Origin of the sequence: Flavobacterium sp. T12S277 (genome assembly GCF_048514875.1) — a bacterium.
In the GTDB taxonomy this organism is placed as follows: domain Bacteria; phylum Bacteroidota; class Bacteroidia; order Flavobacteriales; family Flavobacteriaceae; genus Flavobacterium.
The window spans coordinates 560,674-585,865 of the sequence record NZ_JBLYEG010000001.1 but is presented as its reverse complement, the minus strand read 5'-3'; the positions used below and the strand labels follow the sequence as shown (position 1 = coordinate 585,865).

Genomic DNA, 25,192 nt, shown 5'->3' with positions numbered 1-25,192 from the left:
TTTAAAACCAGTTAATTAAGCGATTCTTAAAAACAAAATAAGTATAATGGCATCAGGTTTTTTCGTACTATTAGATGATATCGCAGCAATTATGGATGATGTTGCAGTAATGAGTAAAGTTGCAGCAAAAAAAACAGCAGGTATTTTAGGCGATGATTTGGCTGTAAATGCTGAGAAAGCTTCGGGATTTGCATCCTCAAGAGAGCTTCCGGTATTATGGGCAATCAGCAAAGGTTCTTTATTGAATAAAGTAATTATTTTACCCATTGCTTTTTTATTGAGTGCTTTTCTTCCAGTCGCGATCATTGTAATTTTGGTACTTGGAGGACTCTTTTTAGCCTATGAAGGAGCAGAGAAAATCTACGAATTTATATTTCCGCACCAACACGAAGAATCGGCAGGAATTACGGAAGAAACATTTACAGAAGAAGAAATTTTAGAAGCTGAAAAAGGAAAAATAAAATCGGCGATTGTTACTGATTTTATTTTATCTGTAGAAATTGTGATTATTGCTTTGGGTACTGTAATCGGTCAGCCGCTTGGTCAGCAAATCATTGTAACTTCAATCATTGCGTTGATTGCAACCGTTGGTGTTTATGGTATTGTTGCGCTGATTGTCAGAATGGATGAAGCGGGTTACAAGCTAATTAAATTTAGTAAAAAGGAAAAAAGTATATCAAAATTTATTGGAAACATATTGCTGAAAGCATTACCTATGGTCATCAAAAGTCTGACTGTAATAGGTACAATCGCTTTAATTTTAGTAGCGGGTGGTATCTTTGTACATTATATCCCGTTTTTTCATCATTTAACGCCTAAAATTAATTTACCTTCAATCCTAAAGGAATTTATTATTGGGCTTGCTTTAGGATTTGCGGTTTTAGCAATTGTAAATCTGATCAAAAAGATGCTTCCTAAAAAGTCTGCTCAAGCATAAATTCATAAATAATAGAATCAAAGAGAACACCGGCCTAAGTGCTGGTGTTTTTTTTTGGGGATATAGGAACCGTTTTCAGATGGTTATTTGGTGTTTTACTACTTCATATTTACAGGTTGATGGCACGAAATAAGATTCGGTTTTGGTAGTGCAATAAGAGTTATGAATTAAAGTCGTTTTGTATGTAGTATTTATTTTGAAAGAAAATAAATGTTAATTTTAATATTTGTAAGATAAGAGTTAAGGTTTTTTTTATATTTTAGCAAAATTGAAGAAAGTAGGAATCGTTTTTTCGGAATAAACGGAATGTTATAAAGTGAAGTGAAAAATGGTAGTTGGAAGATTTTTTAATGGAGGATATGAATTTTAGTCGCTTTTTTGTTTGTTTTTCTTTTTTTCGTGAAAAGAGAAGTATTTTATTTTTTTTTACTGTTTTTTTTGAAATTATGCATGCACAATGTGTGCCTACATTTACAGATCCCAATTTGTACAATCCGGTTTGTTCTTTTCAATGGCTTACCTACCCATCAGGAGGACAGGTTAGAATTAATTTATCTCCTTTAACTTTCAATAATACCTATACATTTACAACCGTTGGGGAATCGTCAGAAGATACTTTTCTGGCTTTGTACGATAGTTCCGGTGCATTGTTAGCCTCTAATGATGATGCACCTGATTGCATAAATTGTAAGCAATCAACAATTCAGTTTGATTCACAGTCTTTTTATTCAGGAATTTATATCATCTTATCAAAAAGTGGATGTCGCGATTTAAATAATCCAAATATCAGATTTAATGTAATAAACAATTACGACCCTCCACCTAGAATAATAGAGCCTGTAGTTCCATTCTATCCCTGTAAAGGTCAAAGCGTTCAGCTAAAAGCATCTGCTATTGTTTTACCAACAAAACCCTGGTCGAGTTCTGATCCAAGTATTGCAACAGTTGATCCCGAAACCGGAGAGGTGAAATTTTTAAAAGAGGGTATAGTGAAGATTAAATTGCTGGGAAATTTAACCTGTGAAACCATAAGAACTTATAACATAATAAATACGCAGACTTCTGCAATTACTCATGATTAAAATTTTGACGCATAAAATGGTACAAAAAATAGGGGTGGTAGCGGCGATATTTTTTTGTTCGTCAATACAGGCTCAATTGACAACGCCTACTCAAAAGGTCTGTTTTGGAGCAAGTAAAAACTATTCAGTTGATTTAGCTGATGGTTTATCGGGAACTCCTGGTTCTACTTATAACTGGCGTGTTATTGAAGTAGAATTCTCTGGAGTTATCAGCAATCAGGACACTAATTCAATTACTGTAGATTGGGGAACTACTCCTGTAGGTGAGTATCATTTAGGAGTAACCGAAACGAATACTTCGTGCCCTGGAACGGAAATTATTTTGACTGTAACTATAATGAGTCTGCCAACAGTTGTGGTTAATGATGCTGTGATTTGTGAAGGTTCGACGACGTCTTTAAAAGCGACGGTAACCCCTGCAGATACAGGGAATGATTATGTGTATGAATGGACTACACCCTCTGGAGTAAATCCTGGTAATGTTTCAAGTATTACCACTGCTGCAGCGGGCGATTATAGTGTAAAAGTGAAAAATTCTTTAGGATGTGTTAGTGCTGCTGCCAAAGGAACTGTTGTCGTAAACCCGTTACCATTGGCAGTAATTACTCCCGCAGGAGCTACTACTTTCTGTTTTGGTGAAAATGTGGTATTAAATGCAAATGTTGGATCTGATCTGAAATATCAATGGAAAAAGAAAGGCGTAGCTATTATTGGTGCAATAAACAGCTCCTATATTGCAACAGAAAGCTCCGATTATAGTGTACAAGTTACAAATGGGAATAATTGTGTAAAAACATCAGCAGCAATTACTGTTAAGGTTAATCCCCTTCCTATTGCCGAAATAACCACTTCACCGGGAGAATTTTTAGAGTTTTGTGAAGGAGGCAGCGTGACTTTACATTCAAAGATAAAAGCGAACTTATCTTATGAATGGAAAAATAGTAATAATGTTGTCGTTGGGACTTCCTCTTCTTATAAAGCAACCGAGAGTTCTGATTATATACTTAAGGTTACGGATGTAAATAGTTGTTCAAGTACTTCAAAACCTATCTCAGTTTTGGTGCATCCATTGCCCGATGCCTCCATAACAGTTGTTGGAGCGACCACATTTTGTGATGGTGACACTGTAATTTTAAAAGCAATTAGAAAACCCGGACTGTCTTATCAATGGCGACAAAATAACATTGATATAATTGGTGCAAACGGTAGTTCTTATACCGCAACTGAAAGTGCTGATTATACGGTAACGGTTACCGATAATAATTTTAGGACAAACTGTTCGAAAACATCACCATCTCCGGTTAAGGTTGTTAAAAAATTATTACCAGTTACTGGTACTATTTCTCATGATTAGCTATTATTAAAAAAAGCTGCAAAAAAATATAAATGATGCGAAGAGTATTCAAATCGAGACCAAACGATTCCATTTATCCTAAGATCGTATTTGTCTTGTTCCTGGTTTTTGTTTCTTTTTCTTCCTGGGGACAACAGATAATTTGTTTTGGCAGTGTTAACCATTATGGAGTCGACAGATCTGAGAATTTGGGTTTAGGAACAGTAGGTTCTGTGTATAATTGGATCGTTAAGGATTCACGTTTTGTTGGAAAAATACTAAAGCCTTATAAGGATAGAACGAATGAAATTACCATAGAATGGGGAGATACCCCGCCCGGAGATTACCTTTTAGAGGTTAGTGAAGACAATAATTATTGTACGAGTTTGAGCCAGATACTTTTAATTAAAGTCCTTCCTTTGCCATTTGTCAATTTGGGGGATCAGTATCTTTGCGTTGATCCTATTACAAATCAGGTATTGAAGCCGACTTTGATTGATACAAAATTATCAAAGACATTGTATCAATTTAAATGGAAATGCGATGGGGTAGCATTACCCAATAGTGATTCCAAAATTATGGCTGGTAAAACCGGAACCTATACGGTTGAAGTAACAGATCAGTTAACCGGTTGTGTGGCCAATGACAAGTCAGTTGTTGGTAAATCTTCGCCAGCTATTGCATCGGTAAAAGTGAAGAATATTTTTTTTGACACTCAGGAGATCCTTATTTCAGTCACAAGTGGTATCGGAAATTATGAATTTTCAATAGATGGAACTACTTTTCAGGATAACCCTTCTTTTTTGGTGTCTAAATCCGGGGTTTATCAGGTTACTATTCGCGATAAAAACGGTTGCAATCAGATATATCTGACGGCGCATGTCATTAAATATCCTAAATTTTTTACGCCTAACAATGATGGTTTTAATGATGTATGGATGATAGAAGATTTATTACCTTCAATGAAACCTAAAATTAGTATTTTCGATCGATATGGAAAATTATTAAGAAGTATAGATACCATTGGAGAAGGTTGGGATGGAGAATATAATGGCATTGCAGTACCAGCTGATGATTATTGGTTTTTGATAGAGTATACCAATAGTGATGGAAATTCAGATTTATTTCGAGCACATTTTGCTTTAAAAAGATAATCGTTTTACATGTATTTGAACAGAACACCGGCCTTAGTGCGGGTGTTTTTTTGAGGGAAATAAGAGTCATTTTCGGGTAGACAGTGAGCGTTTTTGCCGCTGTATTTTTTTGTTTCCTTCAGTAGAAAATTGAATGTTGTTTCTGGCCGATATTACGAAATAAGATTGCGTTTTGATATAAAATAAGGGGAGTTGCTCTGTTTTTTTTGATGTGATAAGCTTTTGGTTTATAGTTGTTTAATGTTTTTGAGTAAACATTTAACATTTTAATAAAGCAACCAAAGCAAGTCTTCGACATCTTCATAGTAATTAACAATTAATTATTATTTTATATGAAAAGTTTTAAATTTAAATCAGTTTTTGTAGTATTATTTTTAGCAACAGTGTTGATCTCTTGCAGCAATGATGATGATGCACCAAGTATACCAGAATCAATTACGAAGGTTGCTTTGGTAACAGAAGTAAAAGGCCCTGCGACGGGAAAGGTTAACGAAGAATTAAGTTATGATGTAACTTTTGTTGTAGATAACGCTTGTGGGGAATTCAGTAAAATTAGTGACGTAACAATTGGCGGAGTAAAAGGATTACATGTGGAAGCCAAATATCCAACAGGACCATGCACGACACAGGTTCCGGATCCTAAAAAGACAGTTTTCAAGTATAAAGCGACAACCAAAGGAACTTTCGAAATCAAATTCAAAAAATCGGAAACGGAATTCATAACGACAAAAGTGGTTATTGAGTAATCAAGTGTTGAGTTCATAAAATTTAGTTTAAGAAACCATTTTTCGGGTATTTGATTTTAATTGAATCAGGTATTTGTAAAATGGTTTTTTATGGATCAAAATTTTGTTTTAATACTTTTGTTTGATTATTTTAAATGTGAAATATTGTCGTATTTTTTGTTTTTTACATTGATTAACAGTGTGAAAAATGTAAACTAATCTCTATATTTGTTAAAAAGTAATTAAAAATACGAGTATAATTTTTATGAATATATTACATTTAACAGATTTGCATTTTAATTCTGAGTCATATGAAAAATTCTCTCAGAATGATATGATAAATAAATTATTATCTTTTATACCTTCACTAAATAGAAAGATTGATTTAGTTATTTTTTCAGGAGATTTAGTATTTAAAGGTAGTGACCTAAAAGATTTTCAGAATGCTAAAGAACTTTTCTTAGATAAGTTATGTGAAAAATTAGATTTATCTGTTAGTGATATAATTTTATGTCCGGGAAACCATGATATGGACAGGACATTTAAGTCAGATAGTTTAGAAGAAAAATTCGAAAATAAGATTAAGACAAGTGATAGTTTATGGGGTTTTTTTAAAAATAAAGACTACGACTATATTACAGCTTTAAAAACGACAGAAAATTATAATCTATTCGTAAATGAGTATTACAAAGATTCTCATGATGTAAAGAACTTTGATTTACATTCTATTCATAGAAAGGTTATAAATGATAATGAGATTGGGATTTTATCTATAAATTCTTCATGGAGATCAGTTGATGATTTTTCAAATGGTAAATTATTATTTCCAAAGTTTTTATTAGAAGAAGCTCTTTATGAATTAAGAGATGTTAAATGTATATTTTTAGTATTGCATCATCCAATTCATTGGTTTAAAGATTTTAATCAAAGTGAATTACAAAATTTAATTTTTAAATCTTGTAATATAATGTTTTCGGGACATATTCATGAATCGGAAATTACTACACACTACAAACAGAATAATGGAATTTTTGCTCATGTTTCTCCGGCATCTTTAACTTGGGATAAAGATTATATTGGATTTTCTATTATAGATTATGATATCAAGAATGAATCTAATGCAGTTGTTAGTAAATTTCATTTTACTAAAGAGTTGAATGATTTTAGTTTTATTGAGAATGTAGATGTAAAAATTCCTTGCGGAGAGGAAAAAACAGAACAAAACAAAGTTAGAAGTAAAATTAATTCAAAGATACACTTAGAACTTTTAAACTCAAAAGATTTACTACTGACAAATAATTTTGAAGAAGATAATGACAATGCATTTCTTGAATTATTTAATAATCCAAGAATTAGTGTTAGACCTAAACAAGATTTAAGCGAGGACTTTAATAAAAATAATGATAGATTTGAATTTGAAGTTTTGTTAAAAAATGAAAATAATTATTTTATTTATGGTCAGGATAAATCTGGGAAATCTTCGTTATTGAAATATATCCAGTTATTTCATCTGAAAAATTATGTAAAAAACGGAAATATCCCATTTTATGTAGATTTTAAAAATGAGAATTCCCTGTCGTTGGTTGATGATATCAAAAAGTATTATGAGTTAAGTAGAGAGAAAACAAAGGATTTAATTAGTAGCCATAATTTTAGATTATTGATTGATAATTTCGATCCTAATAATTCTTATGCATCGGTTGTTGACCATTTTTTAACAGAATACCCCAATGTTAATTTTGTAGTTACTTGCGATTATTTAACATCTAGATTATATGATGACTATAAATTTGATGAGAGAGATTATAAAAAAATATATCTTCATGATATTTCTAGAAATGATGTTAGACTATATATTGAAAAGAATGAGGTCGCAATTAGAAAAAATCAAGATGAAGTTTTAAATAAAATTATTAGTTTTTGTAAACAGCTCGAGTTACCTTTAAATTATTGGACAGTTTCTTTGCTTTTGATGATACATAAGAAATCTCAAATAGATTTATCAAAAAATATATTTAGTTTATTAGACTTATGTGTTGATGAAATACTTCAAAAGAAATTTAATTTTTTATCTGCTAGCAAAGTATCTTTTGGACAATTAAAAACTATTTGTGCACATCTGGCAAGATTTTTATTAGAGAATAATAGTAATCAATATACTAAAACTTATTTAGAGGTTCTTCAGGAGTTAGATGAGTATTTTAAGAATAATCATCGTATAAAGGCTCAAGCGAAGGAAATTCTTGATTACCTTATTGCTTCTGGAGTTTTAAAGCTAAAAGAAAATGAAAGAATTACCTTCAGATTAAATGGGATTTTTGAGTTTTTTATAGCTCAATATATGTCAGAAAATCCTTCTTTTAGAGATGAGTTATTGGATGATAAAGTTTACTTGTCGTTTAAAAATGAGTTTGAAATTTATGGTGGTATTAAAAACAACGATTCAGATTTTTTGAATAAAATTTATGAAAAAACGAAAATTTACTTCACAAAAATAAACTCTGGATATAAAGAAATTGGAACTTCTGAACTAATTTTAATTTCTAAAGTATCTGATAAAAATGACGTAAATTTGAATAATATTGCGAAGGCACTTAATCCTCTTGATCCATTAACCAATAGTCATAAGGATTTGTTAAACGACGAATACGATTCAATTGACAATATTAGAAGTGAAGTTTCAGCTAAGAGAGTCTTTGATGTTGCTATACTTGATTCGGAGGTTTATGAAAGATATATAGCTATATTGGCGAGGGTTTTTAAAACGATGGATGGTGTAAATGATTCTATTTTACTTTCAAATATAATTGATTTATTACTTGAAACATATATTAACTTTGGTTTTTTTATTCATGAGGAATTTGAATTAGAGTTGTCAAAGATAGAGAATGCGGAAAATAAAAACATTTTAGAAATAATAACTAAATTTTTGCCTTTTATAACGCAAGTTACTATGTCAGATAATGTTTCACAGCATAATATAGAAAATATTTTGGTGTCTAAAATTGAAGAATTTAAACATGATCGCAAAAATAATCAATATAAATTATTTATACTTTATTTGATTTTAATGGATATTGATGAACAGAATATATTTAAATACGCAGAAGAGTTGGTTGGTATGATGGAGGTTAGTGTTTTAAAATATTCGACAATACTAAAATTAAATTACTATTTTGCTTTTAAATGCGGAACACATAATCAGAAATTAGCAAGATTCTTGAAAGAAGTTATTAAAAATGCCCAATTGAAATTGGATAATAAAATAGATAAAGATAAACTTCAGCAAAAGATGGATTTAAAAAAATGGAGATAATTGATAAGTAGCAATTTTTGAGAAGAGGACATTTTCTTGCCATTCCTCTAAAAATTACTACTTTTGCACTCTAAATTTTATGTCATGCCGAAAAGAAAGTATAAAATATCGGTTATTCAGTTAAACCTGAATGATAATGCCGAGAATAATCTTAAAAAATGTATCAGCTGGGTAAAAGATGCTGCCAATAAAGGAGCTGAAGTAATCCTATTGCCTGAATTGTATAGCAGTCATTATTTTTGCCAAAGCGAAGATGTAGATAATTTTGCTTTAGCAGAACCACTTTACAGTACTTCGTTTATTGCTTTTAGTGCCCTGGCAAAAGAATTAGGAGTGGTAATTATTGTTCCTTTCTTCGAAAAAAGAATGGCAGGAATTTACCATAACAGTGCTTACATCATTGATACTGATGGAACAGAAGCTGGTTTATACCGCAAAATGCACATTCCGGACGATCCGCATTTCTATGAAAAATTCTATTTCACTCCGGGTGATTTAGGTTTTCAGGCGATCGAAACTAAAAAAGGAAAAGTTGGTACTTTAATCTGCTGGGATCAATGGTATCCGGAAGCAGCACGTATTACTGCCTTAAAAGGAGCTGAGGTTTTATTTTACCCAACAGCTATTGGATGGCATCCAAAAGAAAAAGAAGAATACGGAGACAATCAATATGGGGCATGGATGAACGTGATGAAAGGTCATGCTGTTGCTAACGGAGTTTTTGTTGCCGCTGCAAACCGCATCGGATTAGAAAAATACATTGAAGGAACTGAAGGAATTCAGTTTTGGGGAGCCTCGTTTATTGCAGGACCTCAGGGTGAGATTTTAGCTCAGGCTTCTCACGATCAGGAAGAAATTTTAATTGCAGAAGTTGATTTGGATCTACAGGAAAATGTACGTCAGAACTGGCCATTTTTCAGAGACAGAAGAATTGATGCTTTTGGAGATATTACTAAAAGAGCAATTGATTAATAAGTAAAAAATACCTTTATATAAAGGCAAAGAAGTAGAGGCTGTTTAATTTTAAACAGCCTCTTTTGTTTTTTTAGCAGAGACAAGATTGGTTTAAATTTTAGCTTTAATTCGACGCAGATAAAACGGATTTACTTCGTAAAACCCGGATAGACACAGATTATTTTCTCTTTTAATGAGTTTACAATTTTTAAGATCTGTTTTTATCCGCGTTGAAGTAAGACGAAGAATGTTAAAACCGCTTTTTGGACTTTAATTCCAATCTTAGGTATTTATATTATATGCAAAAGAGACTGTTTAAAAATTTAAACAGTCTCTTTTTATACTAGCTTAGAATTGTTTATTTCACCTGGAAAGTAACTCTTCTTACGATTTGACGGGCTTCTTTAGATTTTTTGTTCACAGAAGTATCTTCACCGTTAGCAACTACATTAAGTCTTGAAGCATCAATTCCTGCATTGGTTGCGATTTTTTTCACAGCTTCAGCTCTTTTTCTTGATAATTCAGTATTGTAACTAGAGTTTCCAATTTCATCTGCATATCCAATAATATCTGCTGATTTACCAGGATTGTTTTTCAGGTATTTCACTAAGAAATCAACACCAGAAAGAGAAGTATTAGTTGGTTTTGAAGAGTTGAAATCAAAGTATACGTTTACATATCCTCCGTTAATTAATTCTTCAACCGTTTTGTTTGTTGGAGCTGCTGCCTCGCTGCCTTTTTTAGCATACGTTTTATCTAAATAGCTTTCTAACTCATCCGGAACACCATTTTGATTGGTATCGATAGATTGACCTTTAGTATTTACGGCAACTCCGGAGATTGTGTTAGGTTCTAAGTCATACAAATCAGCAACACCATCTTTATCAGTATCAATAAGATTAGTCTCAATAGTAGTAACTCGGTCTTCTAATTTGTTTAATCTTTCATTGTCTTCAGAATACCAGTCAGCATGTTTTTGGTTTTTACCTAAGTAAAAAGTCAAACCAACAGAAGCGTTTAACATTACACCATCTAATGAACCGGTAGCTGGGACTCCTTTTCCATCAAAATTGTGATTTTGTCTTCCGTTAACAATACCTGTAAGGTCTCCCGTTAAAGCAATTCTGTTGCTTAATTTAACTTGACCTGTTAAACCCATAATTCCATGAGCCATGTAATCTTTACCGTCAAAACCTTTATCGCTGCTTAATTGCGAAACACCAAAACCTCCATGTGCCAATAAGCCGAAAGTGTTAGTCCAGGTTTCAAAGTTTAAAGCTCTTCCAAGGTTAATAACCCCTTGTAAACTTGCTCTGTAATATTTGCTGTCAAATTCAGGAGTGTCTTTGCGTTCCTTAAATTGATCGTATCCAACATCCAGTTTCAAACCAAACTTAGGATTAAACATGTATCTTACCCCTAAATCTGCGTGAAACGGACTAACTGATTCTGTTGAATAACCCGGTGTCATTGCTCTCATAGGCTTATTTAAACCACCATTCAATTCTATAGACCATTTATTGTAAGCAGGTTTGTCAATTGAAGACTGTGTCGATGTCGTTGCTGCGTTTTGTGCGCTGGCAGCGATTGATAGTAGTAAAAGTGATACTGAAGCTAATTTCTTTTTCATGATATCCAAATTTTAATTTAATATAATTAGTGAGTCTTAATCTTTAAACTCAGGACAAAATTATACTACCAGATTTAGATAGTGTTCTATTTGCTCTTACATAATTCCCATCTTTTGGGTTTTAATTATGTAAATACGTTAACAGAATCAAAATATTTGGGTAAAAAAGAGGGCAAAATTTAAATTTTGCCCTCTTTTGAATTTGTATATGTGAAAGTTATTTTAAATCTGGCTGGTATATTTTTACCGTTCCATCTCCCTCACTACTAACGACTAACAGACTTCTTTTTGTCGGACTTTTAGAAGCCGGAATGAAAAGTACCCCTTCAGGAGCATCACCCGTTTTTACGGTTTGCAAATATTGTGGAGAATTTGGGTTGGTTACATCATAAGTCATAAAAGCATCTGATCTCTCTAAACCTACAAACAAAATATTTTGAGATCCCATTTTGGCAACCACCACAGCTTCGGGCTCAGAACCCTTGTCGTCACTGCGTTTGTCATCATAAGTTCCAAGTTCGTTTGTTTTTTTATCTACGTCATTTTTACTGTCGTAAACAATTTTTCCTGTATTTCCGTTCCAGATCGAGAAAGAACGGCCTCCAAACGCTACCAGTTCGTCCAGGTCACCGTCACCATCAGCATCGCCCATATCTGCAATAAGGTTTAGTCTTCCTAAATTAGTTTCCAGTTTTAAGGCGGCAGCATCAGGAAAGGCAGTTGCGTCCAGCTTCATGTCTTTCATTCTTTTTATATCGCTATAAGCAGTATATTCACGGGCATCACCTTCGTTGGCAGTCACAAAATAAGGAACATTGTTAGCAGAAAAGTGACTAATCGCATCCGGCATAAACATTCCTTTTACCTTCCATGGATTAAAAGCAATTTTATCGTCTTTATCACTTACATCGATAGCATTCTCAGCGGTATTGAAATTTTTAAAACCTAAAGGATAAATCGCTGTGATAGTTTTTGAAGTTATGTCTACTTTGGCAACACCATTATTTTCCTGCAAAGTAACCCAGGCTGTTTTAGAATCATCGGATATCGTGATGTATTCAGGTTCAATATCCTGAGCAAAACTCTTCGCAAATTTTGAAATTCTAAAACCATCCTTTTTTAAAGTTTCTGCCTGACCGCTAAAAGAACTAAAATCTAAAGTCGTAACAGCATAAGTAGCGGTTTCAATAATAGAAATTGTTCCGTTTGGATCCTGCGAATAATCGGTATTAGGTTCTCCTTCATTGGCCGTCATAATGTATTTTCCGTCTGGCGAGAAAACAATCATATCTGGTAATGCGCCAACAGTTACTTGCTTGATTAGACTGTAATCGCTGGTATTAAAAACAACAACCTTTCCATTTCCCTGTTTGTTTACTGTCGATTCTAAAGCAACAGCCAGTTTACCATCGTAAACCGCAACACTATTAGAAGCGCCTTCGTAGGGCGTTAAATCAATTTTACCAATTTTGGTTGGTTTTGTAGGATCGGAAATATCAATTACATCAATTTGATTGGTTCCGCTATTGTTTACTGTAAAAAGTCTTTTTGTTTTTTCGTCGTAGGCCGAAATTTCTGCAGCAGCTTCCCCGCCAATGGTTATAGAACCAATTTCTTTGAATGATCCCGGATTTTTATTTACCACGACTTCAGGTTCCTGATTGTTTGAAGTTTCATCATTATTACAGCTTGCCATTACAAATAAAGCAGCTAATAATGAAAGGCTTAAATTTTTCATTGTTGTGTTTTTTAGTTTTGCCAAATGTAATTAGCAGATGCTGGTCGTATATTAAGGCTCTATTATTTTATCTTTAACTTAATCTGTCAATTGGATAATTATCTAATTATCCAATTATCACATTGTATAATTTTCACATTATCTCATTATCTTTGTGCACTTTCAAATTAGAACCTTTTTATGTCAACAAATAATAGAAGATTTCCAGCGGAATGGGAGAAACAACAAGGAATTGTATTGTGTTTTCCGCATAACGGAAACGACTGGCCGGGAAAATACGAAGCTGTTCAATGGGCTTTTGTAGAATTTATTAAAAAAGTAGCCACTTTTGAAACCGTTTTTTTGGTTGTAGCCGATGAAAAACTAAAAGAAAAAGTAGGCGAAATGCTGGAAAGAGCACGCGTAAACGTAGCGAACGTTTCTTTCATTATTCATAAAACCAATAGAAGCTGGATGCGCGATTCCGGACCAATCATCGTTCAAAATGGTTCGAAAAGAGAAGCGTTGAATTTTAATTTTAACGGTTGGGCTAAATATAAAAATTACCAACTGGATAAATTTGTTCCTTCTAAGATAGCCGATTTTATTGATGTGCCGCTTACACAGGTAATGTACAAAGGAAAACCTGTAATTGTAGAAGGTGGTGCAATTGATGTAAACGGAAGAGGAACCTTACTGACTTCTGAAGAATGTTTGATGCATCCTACGATTCAGGTTCGAAACGAAAACTTCACCAAAGAAGATTACGAAGCTGTATTTAAGGAGTACCTGGGAGTTACCAATGTAATATGGTTAGGGGATGGAATAGAAGGAGATGATACACACGGACATATTGATGATTTATGCCGATTTGTAAACGAAGATACCATTGTAACCATTGTAGAAACAGATAAAAACGATTCCAATTATAAACCTTTACAGGATAATTTGAAACGTTTGCAAAATGCGAAATTGGAGGATGGGAAATCACCAACTATTGTAGCTTTGCCAATGCCGAAGCGTGTAGACTTCGAAACCTTAAGATTGCCGGCCAGTTATGCTAATTTCTTAATTCTGAATAACTGTGTTTTAGTTCCTACTTTTAATGACAGCAATGATCGTGTCGCTTTAAATATACTTTCAGAATGTTTTCCTGACAGAGAAGTGATCGGAATAAGTTGTATCGATTTTATCTGGGGATTTGGAACATTACATTGTTTAAGCCAGCAGATCCCGGCTTAATAGGGAGTACAGCTTGAATGGGTTTACACATATTGTAAAAAATCATTTTTTAATCCTTTTAAGGCCGTAGCAGAAAAAAATAAACATAAAAAAACCTTGTTAGTTGTCTAACAAGGTTTTTTATTTATATATCTTTCGATATGGCAGTATCTCTTCATTGTCTCACAAAAGGAGGTAACAATTGGCTTGAAACTTCTCCAAAACCAATACGCACTTCATTGCTTTCGCAGAAACCTTTGATAATTACCGTATCTCCGTCTTCAATAAATTTACGTTCGCTTCCGTCGTTTAATTTTATAGGGTTTTTACCTCCCCAGGTTAGTTCTAACATCGAACCAAAACTGTCCGGAGTTGGACCAGAAATAGTTCCGGAACCCATCATGTCGCCAGAATTCACACGACATCCGTTTGAAGTATGATGTGTTAGCTGCTGGGCCATAGACCAGTACATATATTTGAAGTTAGATTTTGAAATTACAGTTTCTTCCTGGTTTTCAGGCTTTAAAGAAACTTCTAAGTGAATGTCAAAAGCTTTTTTTCCTTTGGTTTGTAAATAAGGAAGCGGGGTAGGGTCTTGTTTAGGTCCTTTAGTTCTAAAAGGCTCTAAAGCATCCATAGTAATAATCCATGGAGAGATTGACGAAGCAAAGTTTTTAGCTAAAAACGGCCCTAGTGGCACATACTCCCATTTTTGAATATCACGAGCACTCCAGTCGTTTAATAAAACCATTCCGAAAATATAGTCCTCAGCTTCGAAAGTAGAAATGTTTTCGCCCATTACATTTACATCTGTAGTGATAAAAGCAGTTTCTAATTCAAAATCTACCAAACGCGAAGCACCAAATACCGGGGTATCATGTCCGGCAGGCAAAGTTTGCCCCATTGGACGGTGTACCGGAATTCCTGACGGAACAATTGTAGAACTTCTTCCGTGGTATCCTACCGGAATGTGTAACCAGTTTGGCAATAAAGCGTTTTCAGGATCACGGAACATTTTTCCAACGTTCGTAGCGTGTTCTTTACTCGAATAAAAGTCGGTATAATCACCAATTAGTACAGGCAATTGCATTTCGACATCATCGATTTTGAAAATAACGATGTCGCGGTCTTTTGCTGAATCTCTAAGTTGTGGATTGGTTTCGTCGAAAATATCAGCGATACGATTTCGAACAAGTCGCCATGTTTTTTTTCCATCAGAAATAAAATCATTTAGCGTGTCCTGCATGAACATATCATCTGTAAGATCTATTCCTGCAAAATAATTTAATTGTTGTAAAGCCCCTAAGTCTATAGCGTAATCGCCAATTCTTGTTCCTACAGTAACGACATTTTCTTTGGTAAGAAATACACCGAAAGGGATGTTTTGAATGGGGAAGTCACTATTTTGTGGTACTTCTAACCATGATTTTCTTTTAGTATCGTTGGCGGTTATCGGCATGTGGATGTTAATTATTTGTTGAAAAATTCTATGTCAAATATATCATAATCTAACAGTTTGACAAACGTTTTTTTGTATTTTTGCAGGAAATTAACGAAAATCAAAAAAATGCAACGCGACGAACAAATTTTTGACCTTATACTAGAGGAACAAGACAGACAAATTCACGGATTAGAACTTATCGCTTCAGAGAATTTTGTAAGTGATGAGGTAATGGAAGCAGCTGGTTCTGTTTTAACTAACAAATATGCTGAGGGATATCCTGGCAAAAGATACTACGGAGGATGCGAAGTAGTAGACGTAATTGAGCAAATCGCAATTGACAGAGCCAAAGAATTATTTGGAGCTGAATATGCAAACGTTCAGCCACACTCAGGATCTCAGGCTAATACATCAGTTTACCATGCATGTTTAAATCCTGGAGATACTATTTTAGGTTTCGACTTATCACACGGAGGTCACTTAACTCACGGTTCGCCGGTAAACTTCTCAGGTCGTTTGTACCGTCCTGTTTTTTATGGTGTAGATGCTGAAACAGGTCGTTTAAACTACGATAAAATTCAGGAAATCGCAACTAAAGAACAACCAAAATTAATCATCGCTGGAGCTTCGGCTTATTCACGTGATATGGACTTTGCACGTTTCAGAGAAATCGCTGACAGCGTAGGAGCAATCTTGTTTGCTGATATTTCTCACCCTGCAGGTCTTATTGCTAAAGGATTAATGAATGACCCGATTCCACATTGTCATATTGTTTCGACAACTACTCATAAAACATTACGCGGACCACGTGGAGGTTTGATCTTAATGGGGAAAGATTTCGAAAACCCACAAGGATTAAAAACTCCAAAAGGAGAAATCAGAATGATGTCTTCTCTATTAGATCTTGCTGTTTTCCCTGGAAACCAAGGTGGACCTTTAATGCACATCATTGCCGCTAAAGCAGTAGCTTTTGGTGAAGCATTAAAAGATGAATTCTTTACTTATGCTATGCAATTGCAGAAAAATGCAAACGCTATGGCTGATGCTTTCGTAAAAAGAGGATACAATATTATTTCAGGAGGAACAGATAACCACATGATGCTTATCGACTTAAGAAATAAAGGAATCTCTGGTAAAGAAGCTGAAAACGCATTAGTAAAAGCTGAAATCACAGTAAATAAAAATATGGTTCCATTTGATGACAAATCACCATTTGTAACCTCAGGTATCCGTGTTGGAACAGCTGCAATCACTACTCGTGGTTTAGTTGAAGAAGATATGGAAACGATTGTTGCTTTAATCGACAGAGTACTTACAGATCATACCAATGAAGCTGTTATCGAAGAAGTAGCAAACGAAGTAAACGAAATGATGAGCGAAAGACCGATTTTCTCATACTAATAAAGTTTCAAGTTTAAAAAATTCAAGTTTAAAGTTTTGTACTGTAAAAAGTATAGAACTTTAAACTTTTTTTAATTCTGGGGAGTAAGTTGAAATGGGAAAAAAAGTTTCAAGTTTCAAGTTTCAGGTTTTGTACCTTAAAAGAGATAGAGCGTTAAATCTTTATAGTTCTGCAAAGCAACCTGAAACCTGCAACAAAAGAAACTTGAAACAAAAGGAACTTGAAACAAAGAAAACCTGAAACCTGAAACAAAAACAACCTGAAACAAATAAAACAAAAAAAATGGGCGTACTAAGATTACAACTGCCAACCGACCCGAGATGGGTAAATATCGTAGAGAAAAATATTGAGGAAATCCTGACGGATCATGCCTGGTGCGAGCAAAAAGCAGCAACAAATGCCATTACGATAATCACGAATAATTCTGAACACCAGGATTTGGTGCAAGACTTATTGGCTTTAGCCAAAGAAGAAATCGATCATTTTGAGCAGGTGCACAACATTATCATTAAAAGAGGATTGAAGTTAGGGCGTGAGCGTAAAGACGACTATGTAAACGAACTGTACCAGTACATGAAGAAAAGCGGAGACGGAAGTCGTGTGTCAGGACTGGTGGAAAGACTATTGTTTTCGGCGATGATTGAGGCCAGAAGCTGTGAGCGTTTTAAAGTTCTGTCTGAAAACATTCAGGACGAAGAGTTGGCTGTTTTTTACAGAGAGTTAATGGAAAGCGAAGCGGGGCACTACACCACTTTTATTACCTATGCCCGAAAGTACGGCGTTGGAATTGACGTTGAAAAGCGTTGGAGAGAATGGCTTGCCTTCGAAGAATCTATTATTACCAACTACGGAAAAGGGGAGACTATTCACGGGTAAAGTTTGTAGTTTATAGTCGCAGTCTCAGTTTGCAGTCTCAGTTACAGTTTTCAGTCACGGTTTGCAGTTTACAGTTTACATTTCACATTTTACAGCTTTAGTATTTCAGTTTGACTTTTAGACGATTGTCACGTTGAGCGAAGTCGAAACGTGCTCTAAGTTCACGTAACCCGTGTTCAAATATTAGCAAAGTTTTATGAACTATAACTTAAAATCAGCAATCTAAAATTCCTTACATTTGAGAGTAACGAAAATTGAAAGCTATGAGAATAGAAAGTGATTTGAAATTAGGATTTAAAGATGTAATGATTCGACCAAAAAGATCGACGCTAAAAAGCAGATCTGAAGTCTCGTTAGAACAAAATTTTAAGTTTTTACACAGTTCCGCGTCCTGGTTTGGGATTCCGATTATGGCAGCCAATATGGATACTGTCGGAACTTTTGAAATGGCTAAAGTTTTAGCAAAAGAAAAACTCTTTACCGCAATTCACAAACACTATTCTCCGCAGGAATGGAAAGAATTTTTAAAAGACGCCACTCAGGATTTTTACGATTATATTGCCATTAGTACCGGAACAGGAAAGGAAGATTTCGAAAAAATACGCCAAATTATTACCGAAAATCCGTTATTGAAATTCATTTGTATTGATGTTGCCAATGGCTATTCAGAACATTTTGTGCAGTTTTTAAAACAAACCCGCAAACAATATCCGGACAAAGTGATTATTGCCGGAAATGTGGTCACCGGAGAAATGGTTGAAGAATTATTATTAGCCGGGGCCGACATTGTAAAGGTCGGCATTGGACCGGGTTCTGTTTGTACTACTCGTGTGAAAACGGGGGTAGGCTACCCGCAGCTTTCTGCTATTATTGAATGTGCCGATGCTGCTCACGGTTTAGGAGGGCACATTATTAGTGATGGTGGCTGCAGTACACCGGGAGATGTGGCAAAAGCGTTTGGTGCCGGATCTGATTTTGTAATGTTGGGCGGAATGCTCGCCGGACACACAGAAAGCGGAGGAGAGATGATTGAAATAAACGGGAACAAATTCAAACAATTTTACGGAATGAGCTCTACAACCGCCATGGACAAACATGTTGGAGGTGTGGCAGAGTATAGAGCAAGTGAAGGTAAAACCGTGCAGGTACCTTTCAAAGGGCAGGTTATAAATACCATATTGGATATTTTGGGTGGTTTGCGAAGTACATGCACCTATGTAGGCGCTTCACGTCTAAAGGAACTTACCAAACGAACGACCTTTATAAGGGTAAGTGAACAGGAAAATCAGGTTTTTACAAATTAATAAAAGCATTTTAAAATAGAATATGATTACAATTTCAGAAGCTACAGTAAGCGATATTAAACTAATTCAGAAAATAGTACATGTAACATGGCCGATTACATACGGTGAAATCTTAACAAAAGAACAATTGGTTTATATGTTAGATCTTTTTTACTCTGAGGAAGCCTTAACCGATCAATTAGTTAAAAAAGAGCAATTGTTTTATAGGATTGATGAGGATCAAACCAATATCGGATTTATCGGAATCGAACACAATTATAAAGGAAAAGCAGTAACTAAAATTCATAAAATCTACCTTTTACCGGAAACTCAGGGGAAAGGAATTGGTAAAAAAGTTATTGAAGAAATTGAAAAGCTTGGGGCAGAAAACAATTCTCACGCATTATCCCTAAATGTTAACCGATTTAATACCGCTCTGGGTTTCTATAAAAAGATAGGTTTTGAGATCATCGGAGAGTCAGATCTTGATATTGGAAACGGTTATTTGATGGAAGATTATGTAATGGAGAAAAAATTCTAAAACAAAACCAGACATGCATTTTAGAAGGTGAACTGCGACTGAAAACTGCGACTGAAGCAAACAACAACATCAACTCACAATCACATCGTGTTTAAACAACAAGCCTTTCACTTCTTTCAAAGCAAAAACAGCTTTTTTTAGTTTGGTTTTTGAGGGATCGATGGTATAATTGTAGCTGGTTTTAAAGTCGGCCTTATTGGCAATGGCTTTGTCAAATTCAGAGCGATACAGGTCGCAATTGTCAAACAGCACACTTGTGAGGTCGGTAGCCATAAAATCGACGGCAATTAAACTGCAATTGGTAAAGGTTGTTCCTTTAATCTTTAAGGTGTAAAATTTCGAAAAATCTAAAATACAATCGTAAAAATGAATTTCAAAGATCAGTTTGTCGCACATGGCAAAATTAACTTCTTTGATTTCACAACGGTTAAAAGTAGCGGTACGAAAGGCTACATAATTGATTTTTGCTTCACTAAAAGTACAGTCATTAAAAACACAATCAATAAAAGTAACGGCTAAAAAAGTACAGGCCGAAAAATTACAATTATTGAAAACACAACATTCGAAATCCTTAAAATTGACATCATCTCTACCGTAAATGATGGTATTGTATTCTTTATCAAGGAAGTATTGAGATTCTTTTTTCAAGGTAATTTTTTGGGATAGTTTTGAGGGTGAAAAGATACTAATTATACAAGTACTAGCAGACGATAAATAAAGATAATTTTTGATCCCGAAGGGGACTTTTGGATTGAATAGAAAAGAAGGTTAAGACCTTTTGCCTTATGCAGTTAAGGAGCTCTATTTAGAGGTGTTTTTTGTGAATTTGATATTTTTTGATTCTTAAAATGATAAGTGTTTAATTTTAGGGTTAAATTTTAAGAAAATCTTAGCAGTATTTGATTTGAAATATTTTCTTATGAGGGTAATTTGATGTAGTTTTACACTGTTTTTTAAAGTTAAACGTAACAATTAATATTATATGGGATCAACGAGAAAAGAGCATGATTTTTTAGGGGAATTAGACATTCCAAATCATCTATATTATGGTATCCAGACCTTCAGAGCAGTAGAGAATTTTAATATCACAGGAATTCCTATTTCAAAAGAACCTTTATTCATTAAAGCATTAGGTTATGTAAAAAAGGCTGCAGCTTTGGCAAACAAAGACTGTGGCGCATTAGACGCTAAGATTGCAGAAGCTATTTGTTATGGAAGTGACCAGGTAATTGCAGGTAAATTCGATCAGGAATTTGTGAGCGATTTAATTCAGGGTGGAGCCGGTACTTCGGTAAACATGAATGCTAACGAAGTAATTGCTAATATTGGTTTAGAATATTTAGGACATAAAAAAGGAGATTATAACTTTTTGCACCCAAACAATCACGTAAACTGTTCTCAATCTACAAATGATGCATATCCATCAGCTTTTAGAATTGCACTTTACCTTAAAATAGAGAGTTTTATTAAAACTTTAGAAGGCCTTGAAGTAGCTTTTGCTGCAAAAGGAGAAGAATTCAAAAGTGTTCTGAAAATGGGAAGAACACAATTGCAGGATGCTGTTCCAATGACTTTAGGGCAGGAGTTTAACTCTTATGCTACTACTATTGGAGAAGATGTTAGAAGATTAAGAGATGCTCAGAGTTTAGTTTTAGAAATCAATATGGGAGCTACCGCTATTGGAACAAGAGTAAACGCACCGGAAGGATACCCTGAAATTTGCGTGAATTACTTGGCGAAAGAAGTAGGTATTCCGTTGACACTTTCTCCGGATTTAATTGAAGCTACAGTAGATACAGGTGCTTATGTTCAGATTATGGGAACATTAAAAAGAACCGCAGTTAAAATTTCTAAAATTTGTAACGATTTACGATTGTTGAGCTCAGGGCCAAGAACAGGTTTCAACGAAATCAACTTACCGGCACGTCAGCCAGGATCGTCTATCATGCCAGGAAAAGTAAATCCGGTAATCCCGGAAGTAGTAAACCAGACTTGTTTTTATGTAATCGGACAGGATTTAACCGTAACGATGGCTGCTGAGGCAGGACAATTGCAATTAAATGTGATGGAGCCGGTAATTGCATTTGCCATGTTTACTTCATTGGATTATCTTTCAAATGCAATTCAGACTTTAATCGATAAATGTATTACTGGAATTACTGCAAATGAGGCTCACTGCTACAATATGGTAATGAACAGTATTGGTATTGTAACACAGTTGAACCCAATTTTAGGGTATGAAGAAAGTGCAAGTATTGCAGGTGAAGCTTTGAAACTGAATAAAAGTGTACATCAGATCGCAGTGATTGAAAGAAAATTAATCACACAGGAAAAATGGGACGAAATTTATTCATTGGATAACTTAATCAACCCAAAATTCATTACGAAATAAGAGATTCTCTATATTTATACAAGGCCGGCATTGTTTTAATGCCGGCTTTTTTTATGAAGTAAAAATGAGTTTTCTTTCGCTTTACGAAGAAGACGGGCAGCAACATTGCACTTTAATTTTAAGAAGCAACACCGCAACGCTCAGGAAACATTTAGATCGAAAAGCAATTCTTAGTAGTTGTTTTTTTGAGGAAAATATAACCTATTGTTCATAATTAAATCATAATTTATAACTATTGTGATTTATATTTTTAAAGTCAATCCCTATTTTTGCTGTTCATACCTGAACTAAGATGAAATTACTGATAGTAGAAGACGAACCAAATCTTTTGTCCATTTTAAGGAAAGGATTTGCCGAAAACAATAATGAAGTAAGTGTGGCTCTGGATGGCAGAACTGCTCTGGAAATGATCCACAATTATAATTTTGATGTTGTTGTTTTAGATGTAATGCTTCCCGATATTAACGGAATAGAGATTTGCAGAAGACTTCGCGCCAGTAAGAATTTTGTTCCAGTATTGCTATTAACCGCTCTTGGAACTTCGGAAAATATTGTGACCGGACTTAATGCAGGTGCCGACGATTATTTGGTAAAGCCCTTTAAATTTGGAGAACTTGATGCCAGAGTAAATGCACTACACCGCAGAGCCCATCAGGACACCGAAAAGGTAGATACGATAACCATTGGCGATTTAGAAATAAACGGTCGTGCCAAAACGGTTAAAAGGGAAGGAGAATCGATTATTCTGACAGCCAAAGAGTTTAAATTATTATACTACCTGGCTAAAAATAGTGGACGCATCGTTTCCCGGGACCAAATCTTAGACAATGTCTGGGATATTAATTTTGATATGAACACCAATGTTGTTGATGTTTACATCACTTATTTAAGAAAAAAAATCGATAAACCTTTTGAAACGAAACTCATCCACACCATGAAAGGTCTGGGCTACGTGATACAACCATAATATGGATATAAGAAAAAAAATAACATACACTTATGTAGCCTTGTCGAGCTTTAGTACATTACTTCTATGTATTGTTGTTTTTGTTCTGTTTAGAGAAAATAATAGGTACCATTTCTTAAAAAGGCTGGAAGACAGAGCTAAAATTGTAGCGTCTATTCATTTTCAGAACGATCCTGAAAAAATAAAATACTACAGTAATCTTAAAAAAAATGGACTAGAGGAGCTGATTGAAGAAGAAGAATTTGTTCTGAAAATAAACAGTGCCAATAGTTTTGATTACAACACCAAACTGAATTTACCAAACGAGTTTTACACCAATATTTTAAATACCGGAAGAGACTATTTTGAGAAAGAAAACAAGTATTATTTGGGACAGGTTTTTACAGAGAACAACCAAAAATACATCGTAATTATTGGTGCCCGTGACCGAAAAGGTCCGACAACGACTATTTATATCGTAAAAATCATGTTGTTCGGAGGGATAGGATTCATATTTCTCGCCTTCTTTTTGGGACGTTTTTTAGCCAAAAGAGTGATCAATCCGGTAGCGAGAATTACCAAAGAGGTGAACAGAATCAGTGCGTCTAATCTTCACAACCGCTTGCCGGAAGTCAAAAACTCCGATGAGATCTCAGACCTTACGGAAACCTTCAACGACATGCTGGACCGTTTGGAGACCTCATTTGAGATACAGGCCAATTTTATCAACAATGCGTCACACGAATTAAAAACGCCAATTACAACCATTATTGCGGAGTCGGAAATTATGCTTTTCAAAGAAAGAGAAATTCCGGAATACATTCAGTCTTTAGAAAACATTTACAGTCAGGCCTCGCGATTAGGAAATCTGACCGAAAGTTTGTTAAAGCTTACCCAGACGGGTTACGACGGTAAAAAGCAGGTTTTGGATATTGCCAGAATCGACGAAGTTTTGATGGATGTAAAATCGGATTTGGATAAAATTTATCCGGACAACCGCGTTAGCATCAAGCTAAACTTTGCTCCTAAAGACTCTAATTTGCTTTTAATTCCGTGCAACAAACCGCTTTTAGAGCTTGCTATTAACAACATTATTACCAATGGTGTAAAATATTCGGATAACAATGAGGTTTTTGTAACGCTTTCTGCCAATCAGGACTGGATTAAAGTAGCCATCAACGACATAGGGATTGGTATTCCGCCGGAAGACATTCCGCATTTGTACGAGCCTTTCTTTAGAGGTAAAATTGCAACCAAATATATTGGCTATGGTTTGGGGCTTCCGTTGGCTTCAAAAATCATTCGTATGCATGATGGTGAGATTCAGGTACAGTCCGAACAAAACAAGGGGACTATCGTAACCATCGTCTTCAATAAAACAAACACGAAGAAAACCAACATTAAAAATTCTAATCTTTAATCTTAGAAAATTCTAATTAGAGATTAAGACCCTTCTAATTTGCCGGGAGTTATTTTGTATGTATAAACTAAACGATTATACTTATGAAAAATTTCCTTATACCTACGACTTTAAAAGACGATACAATTTGTGCTGTGAAATCAGCTATTGGTCAGGCAAAAGATTCAGATTGTGAAATTATTCTGATGTTGGTTTCAGACACTCCTGATGCCTTTTCGTCCTCTAACTTTTTACGTGAAATGCGTACCGGACTTACTGCAAGTCAGGAAGAAGTATTAGAAACGTGCCGATACATTATTGAGCACACACCCAATTGTAAAATAAAAGTACACAATCAATACGGACTTTCTTCTCCAATTTTTAAGCGCATTATCGATGTTTTTGCCATAAAACTGGTAGTGCTTACCAACTCTTACAAGCAGGAAACAAAACGTATCCATCAATACCTTGTACAGTTAGCCGGAAACCAAAAATGTCCTATTTTACATTTAGGTTCAGAGCAATACAAAGAAGATTTCAATAAAGCTCTTTATATCGAAAACGGTCGTGCCAACATGCATGTTAAAGACGTTCAGCAATTTTTGAACAATAATTTTTCGTTCGAGATTGTAAGCCAGACTTCCAAATTTGAGGATGACTACGAAAATTTCGCTCCTTACTTATCAGAAGCGATTTCCAAATACGATATCGATTTACTGGTAGAAACCCGCAAAGGAGAGAAAATTCAATTCAAAAAAAATAAAAAAGAAACTGTAAACGATAAACTGGGACTTCCGGTACTGTCGCTCTACGAAGAACTGGTATAAAACCAGGTTTCTTCCA

Annotated in this window: 20 protein-coding genes; 16 read left to right on the top strand and 4 right to left on the bottom strand. The window is 34.6% G+C overall.

What is annotated here, in order from left to right; translation table 11 throughout:
* Positions 1-46: 46 nt before the first annotated feature.
* The 7 genes from ACN1CN_RS02370 to ACN1CN_RS02340 all read left to right on the top strand — a co-directional run bounded on the left by ACN1CN_RS02370 (position 47) and on the right by ACN1CN_RS02340 (position 9,519).
* The gene (locus ACN1CN_RS02370; protein ID WP_419134528.1) at positions 47-937 is read left to right on the top strand and encodes a DUF808 domain-containing protein; all 891 of its coding nucleotides are present in this window, start codon (positions 47-49) and stop codon (positions 935-937) included.
* Between the two features lie 446 nt (positions 938-1,383).
* Positions 1,384-2,019, top strand: coding sequence for an Ig-like domain-containing protein (locus ACN1CN_RS02365; RefSeq protein ID WP_419134527.1), 636 nt, complete (start codon positions 1,384-1,386; stop codon positions 2,017-2,019).
* A gap of 16 nt (positions 2,020-2,035) precedes the next feature.
* Positions 2,036-3,373: a hypothetical protein gene (locus tag ACN1CN_RS02360; protein ID WP_419134526.1), complete on the top strand. Its 1,338-nt coding sequence runs from the start codon at positions 2,036-2,038 to the stop codon at positions 3,371-3,373.
* A gap of 35 nt (positions 3,374-3,408) precedes the next feature.
* A complete protein-coding gene (locus ACN1CN_RS02355; protein WP_419134525.1) occupies positions 3,409-4,506 on the top strand; it encodes a T9SS type B sorting domain-containing protein in 1,098 nt (365 codons plus the stop codon).
* A gap of 332 nt (positions 4,507-4,838) precedes the next feature.
* The gene (locus ACN1CN_RS02350) at positions 4,839-5,252 is read left to right on the top strand and encodes a hypothetical protein (protein WP_419134524.1); all 414 of its coding nucleotides are present in this window, start codon (positions 4,839-4,841) and stop codon (positions 5,250-5,252) included.
* Between the two features lie 244 nt (positions 5,253-5,496).
* Positions 5,497-8,547 carry a metallophosphoesterase gene (locus ACN1CN_RS02345; protein WP_419134523.1) on the top strand — a complete coding sequence of 1,017 codons (3,051 nt, stop codon included), beginning with the start codon at positions 5,497-5,499 and terminating at the stop codon, positions 8,545-8,547.
* 84 nt (positions 8,548-8,631) lie between these two features.
* A complete protein-coding gene (locus ACN1CN_RS02340) occupies positions 8,632-9,519 on the top strand; it encodes a carbon-nitrogen hydrolase (RefSeq protein ID WP_291285436.1) in 888 nt (295 codons plus the stop codon).
* Positions 9,520-9,859: 340 nt separating this feature from the next.
* On the opposite strand, the gene ACN1CN_RS02335 is transcribed toward ACN1CN_RS02340, so the two are convergent.
* Positions 9,860-11,131 (bottom strand): OmpA family protein, encoded by a 1,272-nt coding sequence (locus tag ACN1CN_RS02335; RefSeq protein WP_264523698.1) that lies wholly within the window; start codon positions 11,129-11,131, stop codon positions 9,860-9,862.
* Between the two features lie 217 nt (positions 11,132-11,348).
* Positions 11,349-12,869: a choice-of-anchor I family protein gene (locus ACN1CN_RS02330; protein ID WP_419134522.1), complete on the bottom strand. Its 1,521-nt coding sequence runs from the start codon at positions 12,867-12,869 to the stop codon at positions 11,349-11,351.
* Between the two features lie 180 nt (positions 12,870-13,049).
* Here ACN1CN_RS02330 and ACN1CN_RS02325 point away from each other — a divergent pair, with 180 nt between their 5' ends.
* Positions 13,050-14,090, top strand: a complete 1,041-nt coding sequence (locus ACN1CN_RS02325) for an agmatine deiminase family protein (RefSeq protein WP_419134521.1) — start codon at positions 13,050-13,052, stop codon at positions 14,088-14,090.
* A gap of 154 nt (positions 14,091-14,244) precedes the next feature.
* Here ACN1CN_RS02325 and fahA read toward each other — a convergent pair whose 3' ends face one another.
* A complete protein-coding gene (fahA, locus tag ACN1CN_RS02320; RefSeq protein ID WP_419134520.1) occupies positions 14,245-15,528 on the bottom strand; it encodes a fumarylacetoacetase in 1,284 nt (427 codons plus the stop codon).
* 108 nt (positions 15,529-15,636) lie between these two features.
* Here fahA and glyA point away from each other — a divergent pair, with 108 nt between their 5' ends.
* The 4 genes from glyA to ACN1CN_RS02300 all read left to right on the top strand — a co-directional run bounded on the left by glyA (position 15,637) and on the right by ACN1CN_RS02300 (position 19,612).
* Positions 15,637-16,911 (top strand): serine hydroxymethyltransferase, encoded by a 1,275-nt coding sequence (glyA, locus tag ACN1CN_RS02315; RefSeq protein WP_291285438.1) that lies wholly within the window; start codon positions 15,637-15,639, stop codon positions 16,909-16,911.
* Between the two features lie 283 nt (positions 16,912-17,194).
* Complete coding sequence (locus tag ACN1CN_RS02310) at positions 17,195-17,788, top strand: tRNA-(ms[2]io[6]A)-hydroxylase (protein ID WP_017497075.1); 594 nt, start codon at positions 17,195-17,197, stop codon at positions 17,786-17,788.
* Positions 17,789-18,051: 263 nt separating this feature from the next.
* Positions 18,052-19,092: a GMP reductase gene (locus ACN1CN_RS02305; protein ID WP_419134519.1), complete on the top strand. Its 1,041-nt coding sequence runs from the start codon at positions 18,052-18,054 to the stop codon at positions 19,090-19,092.
* Between the two features lie 22 nt (positions 19,093-19,114).
* Positions 19,115-19,612: a GNAT family N-acetyltransferase gene (locus tag ACN1CN_RS02300; protein WP_419134518.1), complete on the top strand. Its 498-nt coding sequence runs from the start codon at positions 19,115-19,117 to the stop codon at positions 19,610-19,612.
* Between the two features lie 69 nt (positions 19,613-19,681).
* Here ACN1CN_RS02300 and ACN1CN_RS02295 read toward each other — a convergent pair whose 3' ends face one another.
* Positions 19,682-20,260, bottom strand: coding sequence for a pentapeptide repeat-containing protein (locus tag ACN1CN_RS02295; RefSeq protein WP_419134517.1), 579 nt, complete (start codon positions 20,258-20,260; stop codon positions 19,682-19,684).
* A gap of 334 nt (positions 20,261-20,594) precedes the next feature.
* Here ACN1CN_RS02295 and aspA point away from each other — a divergent pair, with 334 nt between their 5' ends.
* From aspA to ACN1CN_RS02275, 4 genes are all read left to right on the top strand, one after another.
* Positions 20,595-22,004, top strand: a complete 1,410-nt coding sequence (gene aspA, locus ACN1CN_RS02290; protein WP_291285442.1) for an aspartate ammonia-lyase — start codon at positions 20,595-20,597, stop codon at positions 22,002-22,004.
* Between the two features lie 292 nt (positions 22,005-22,296).
* Positions 22,297-22,971, top strand: coding sequence for a response regulator transcription factor (locus ACN1CN_RS02285; protein ID WP_017497070.1), 675 nt, complete (start codon positions 22,297-22,299; stop codon positions 22,969-22,971).
* Between the two features lies 1 nt (position 22,972).
* Positions 22,973-24,370 carry an ATP-binding protein gene (locus ACN1CN_RS02280; RefSeq protein WP_419134516.1) on the top strand — a complete coding sequence of 466 codons (1,398 nt, stop codon included), beginning with the start codon at positions 22,973-22,975 and terminating at the stop codon, positions 24,368-24,370.
* A gap of 83 nt (positions 24,371-24,453) precedes the next feature.
* Positions 24,454-25,176 carry a hypothetical protein gene (locus tag ACN1CN_RS02275; RefSeq protein ID WP_419134515.1) on the top strand — a complete coding sequence of 241 codons (723 nt, stop codon included), beginning with the start codon at positions 24,454-24,456 and terminating at the stop codon, positions 25,174-25,176.
* Positions 25,177-25,192: the final 16 nt, after the last annotated feature.

Excerpts from the sequence above, each read along its gene's own strand:
- ACN1CN_RS02335 (WP_264523698.1), bottom strand. The coding sequence starts at position 11,131 with ATGAAAAAGAAATTAGCTTCAGTATCACTTTTACTACTATCAATCGCT.
- ACN1CN_RS02340 (WP_291285436.1), top strand. The coding sequence starts at position 8,632 with ATGCCGAAAAGAAAGTATAAAATATCGGTTATTCAGTTAAACCTGAAT.
- ACN1CN_RS02300 (WP_419134518.1), top strand. The coding sequence starts at position 19,115 with ATGATTACAATTTCAGAAGCTACAGTAAGCGATATTAAACTAATTCAG.
- ACN1CN_RS02360 (WP_419134526.1), top strand. The coding sequence starts at position 2,036 with ATGGTACAAAAAATAGGGGTGGTAGCGGCGATATTTTTTTGTTCGTCA.
- ACN1CN_RS02285 (WP_017497070.1), top strand. The coding sequence starts at position 22,297 with ATGAAATTACTGATAGTAGAAGACGAACCAAATCTTTTGTCCATTTTA.
- ACN1CN_RS02350 (WP_419134524.1), top strand. The coding sequence starts at position 4,839 with ATGAAAAGTTTTAAATTTAAATCAGTTTTTGTAGTATTATTTTTAGCA.
- ACN1CN_RS02310 (WP_017497075.1), top strand. The coding sequence starts at position 17,195 with ATGGGCGTACTAAGATTACAACTGCCAACCGACCCGAGATGGGTAAAT.
- ACN1CN_RS02305 (WP_419134519.1), top strand. The coding sequence starts at position 18,052 with ATGAGAATAGAAAGTGATTTGAAATTAGGATTTAAAGATGTAATGATT.
- aspA (WP_291285442.1), top strand. The coding sequence starts at position 20,595 with ATGGGATCAACGAGAAAAGAGCATGATTTTTTAGGGGAATTAGACATT.
- ACN1CN_RS02365 (WP_419134527.1), top strand. The coding sequence starts at position 1,384 with ATGCATGCACAATGTGTGCCTACATTTACAGATCCCAATTTGTACAAT.
- ACN1CN_RS02330 (WP_419134522.1), bottom strand. The coding sequence starts at position 12,869 with ATGAAAAATTTAAGCCTTTCATTATTAGCTGCTTTATTTGTAATGGCA.
- ACN1CN_RS02280 (WP_419134516.1), top strand. The coding sequence starts at position 22,973 with ATGGATATAAGAAAAAAAATAACATACACTTATGTAGCCTTGTCGAGC.
- ACN1CN_RS02345 (WP_419134523.1), top strand. The coding sequence starts at position 5,497 with ATGAATATATTACATTTAACAGATTTGCATTTTAATTCTGAGTCATAT.
- glyA (WP_291285438.1), top strand. The coding sequence starts at position 15,637 with ATGCAACGCGACGAACAAATTTTTGACCTTATACTAGAGGAACAAGAC.
- ACN1CN_RS02325 (WP_419134521.1), top strand. The coding sequence starts at position 13,050 with ATGTCAACAAATAATAGAAGATTTCCAGCGGAATGGGAGAAACAACAA.
- fahA (WP_419134520.1), bottom strand. The coding sequence starts at position 15,528 with ATGCCGATAACCGCCAACGATACTAAAAGAAAATCATGGTTAGAAGTA.
- ACN1CN_RS02355 (WP_419134525.1), top strand. The coding sequence starts at position 3,409 with ATGCGAAGAGTATTCAAATCGAGACCAAACGATTCCATTTATCCTAAG.
- ACN1CN_RS02275 (WP_419134515.1), top strand. The coding sequence starts at position 24,454 with ATGAAAAATTTCCTTATACCTACGACTTTAAAAGACGATACAATTTGT.
- ACN1CN_RS02370 (WP_419134528.1), top strand. The coding sequence starts at position 47 with ATGGCATCAGGTTTTTTCGTACTATTAGATGATATCGCAGCAATTATG.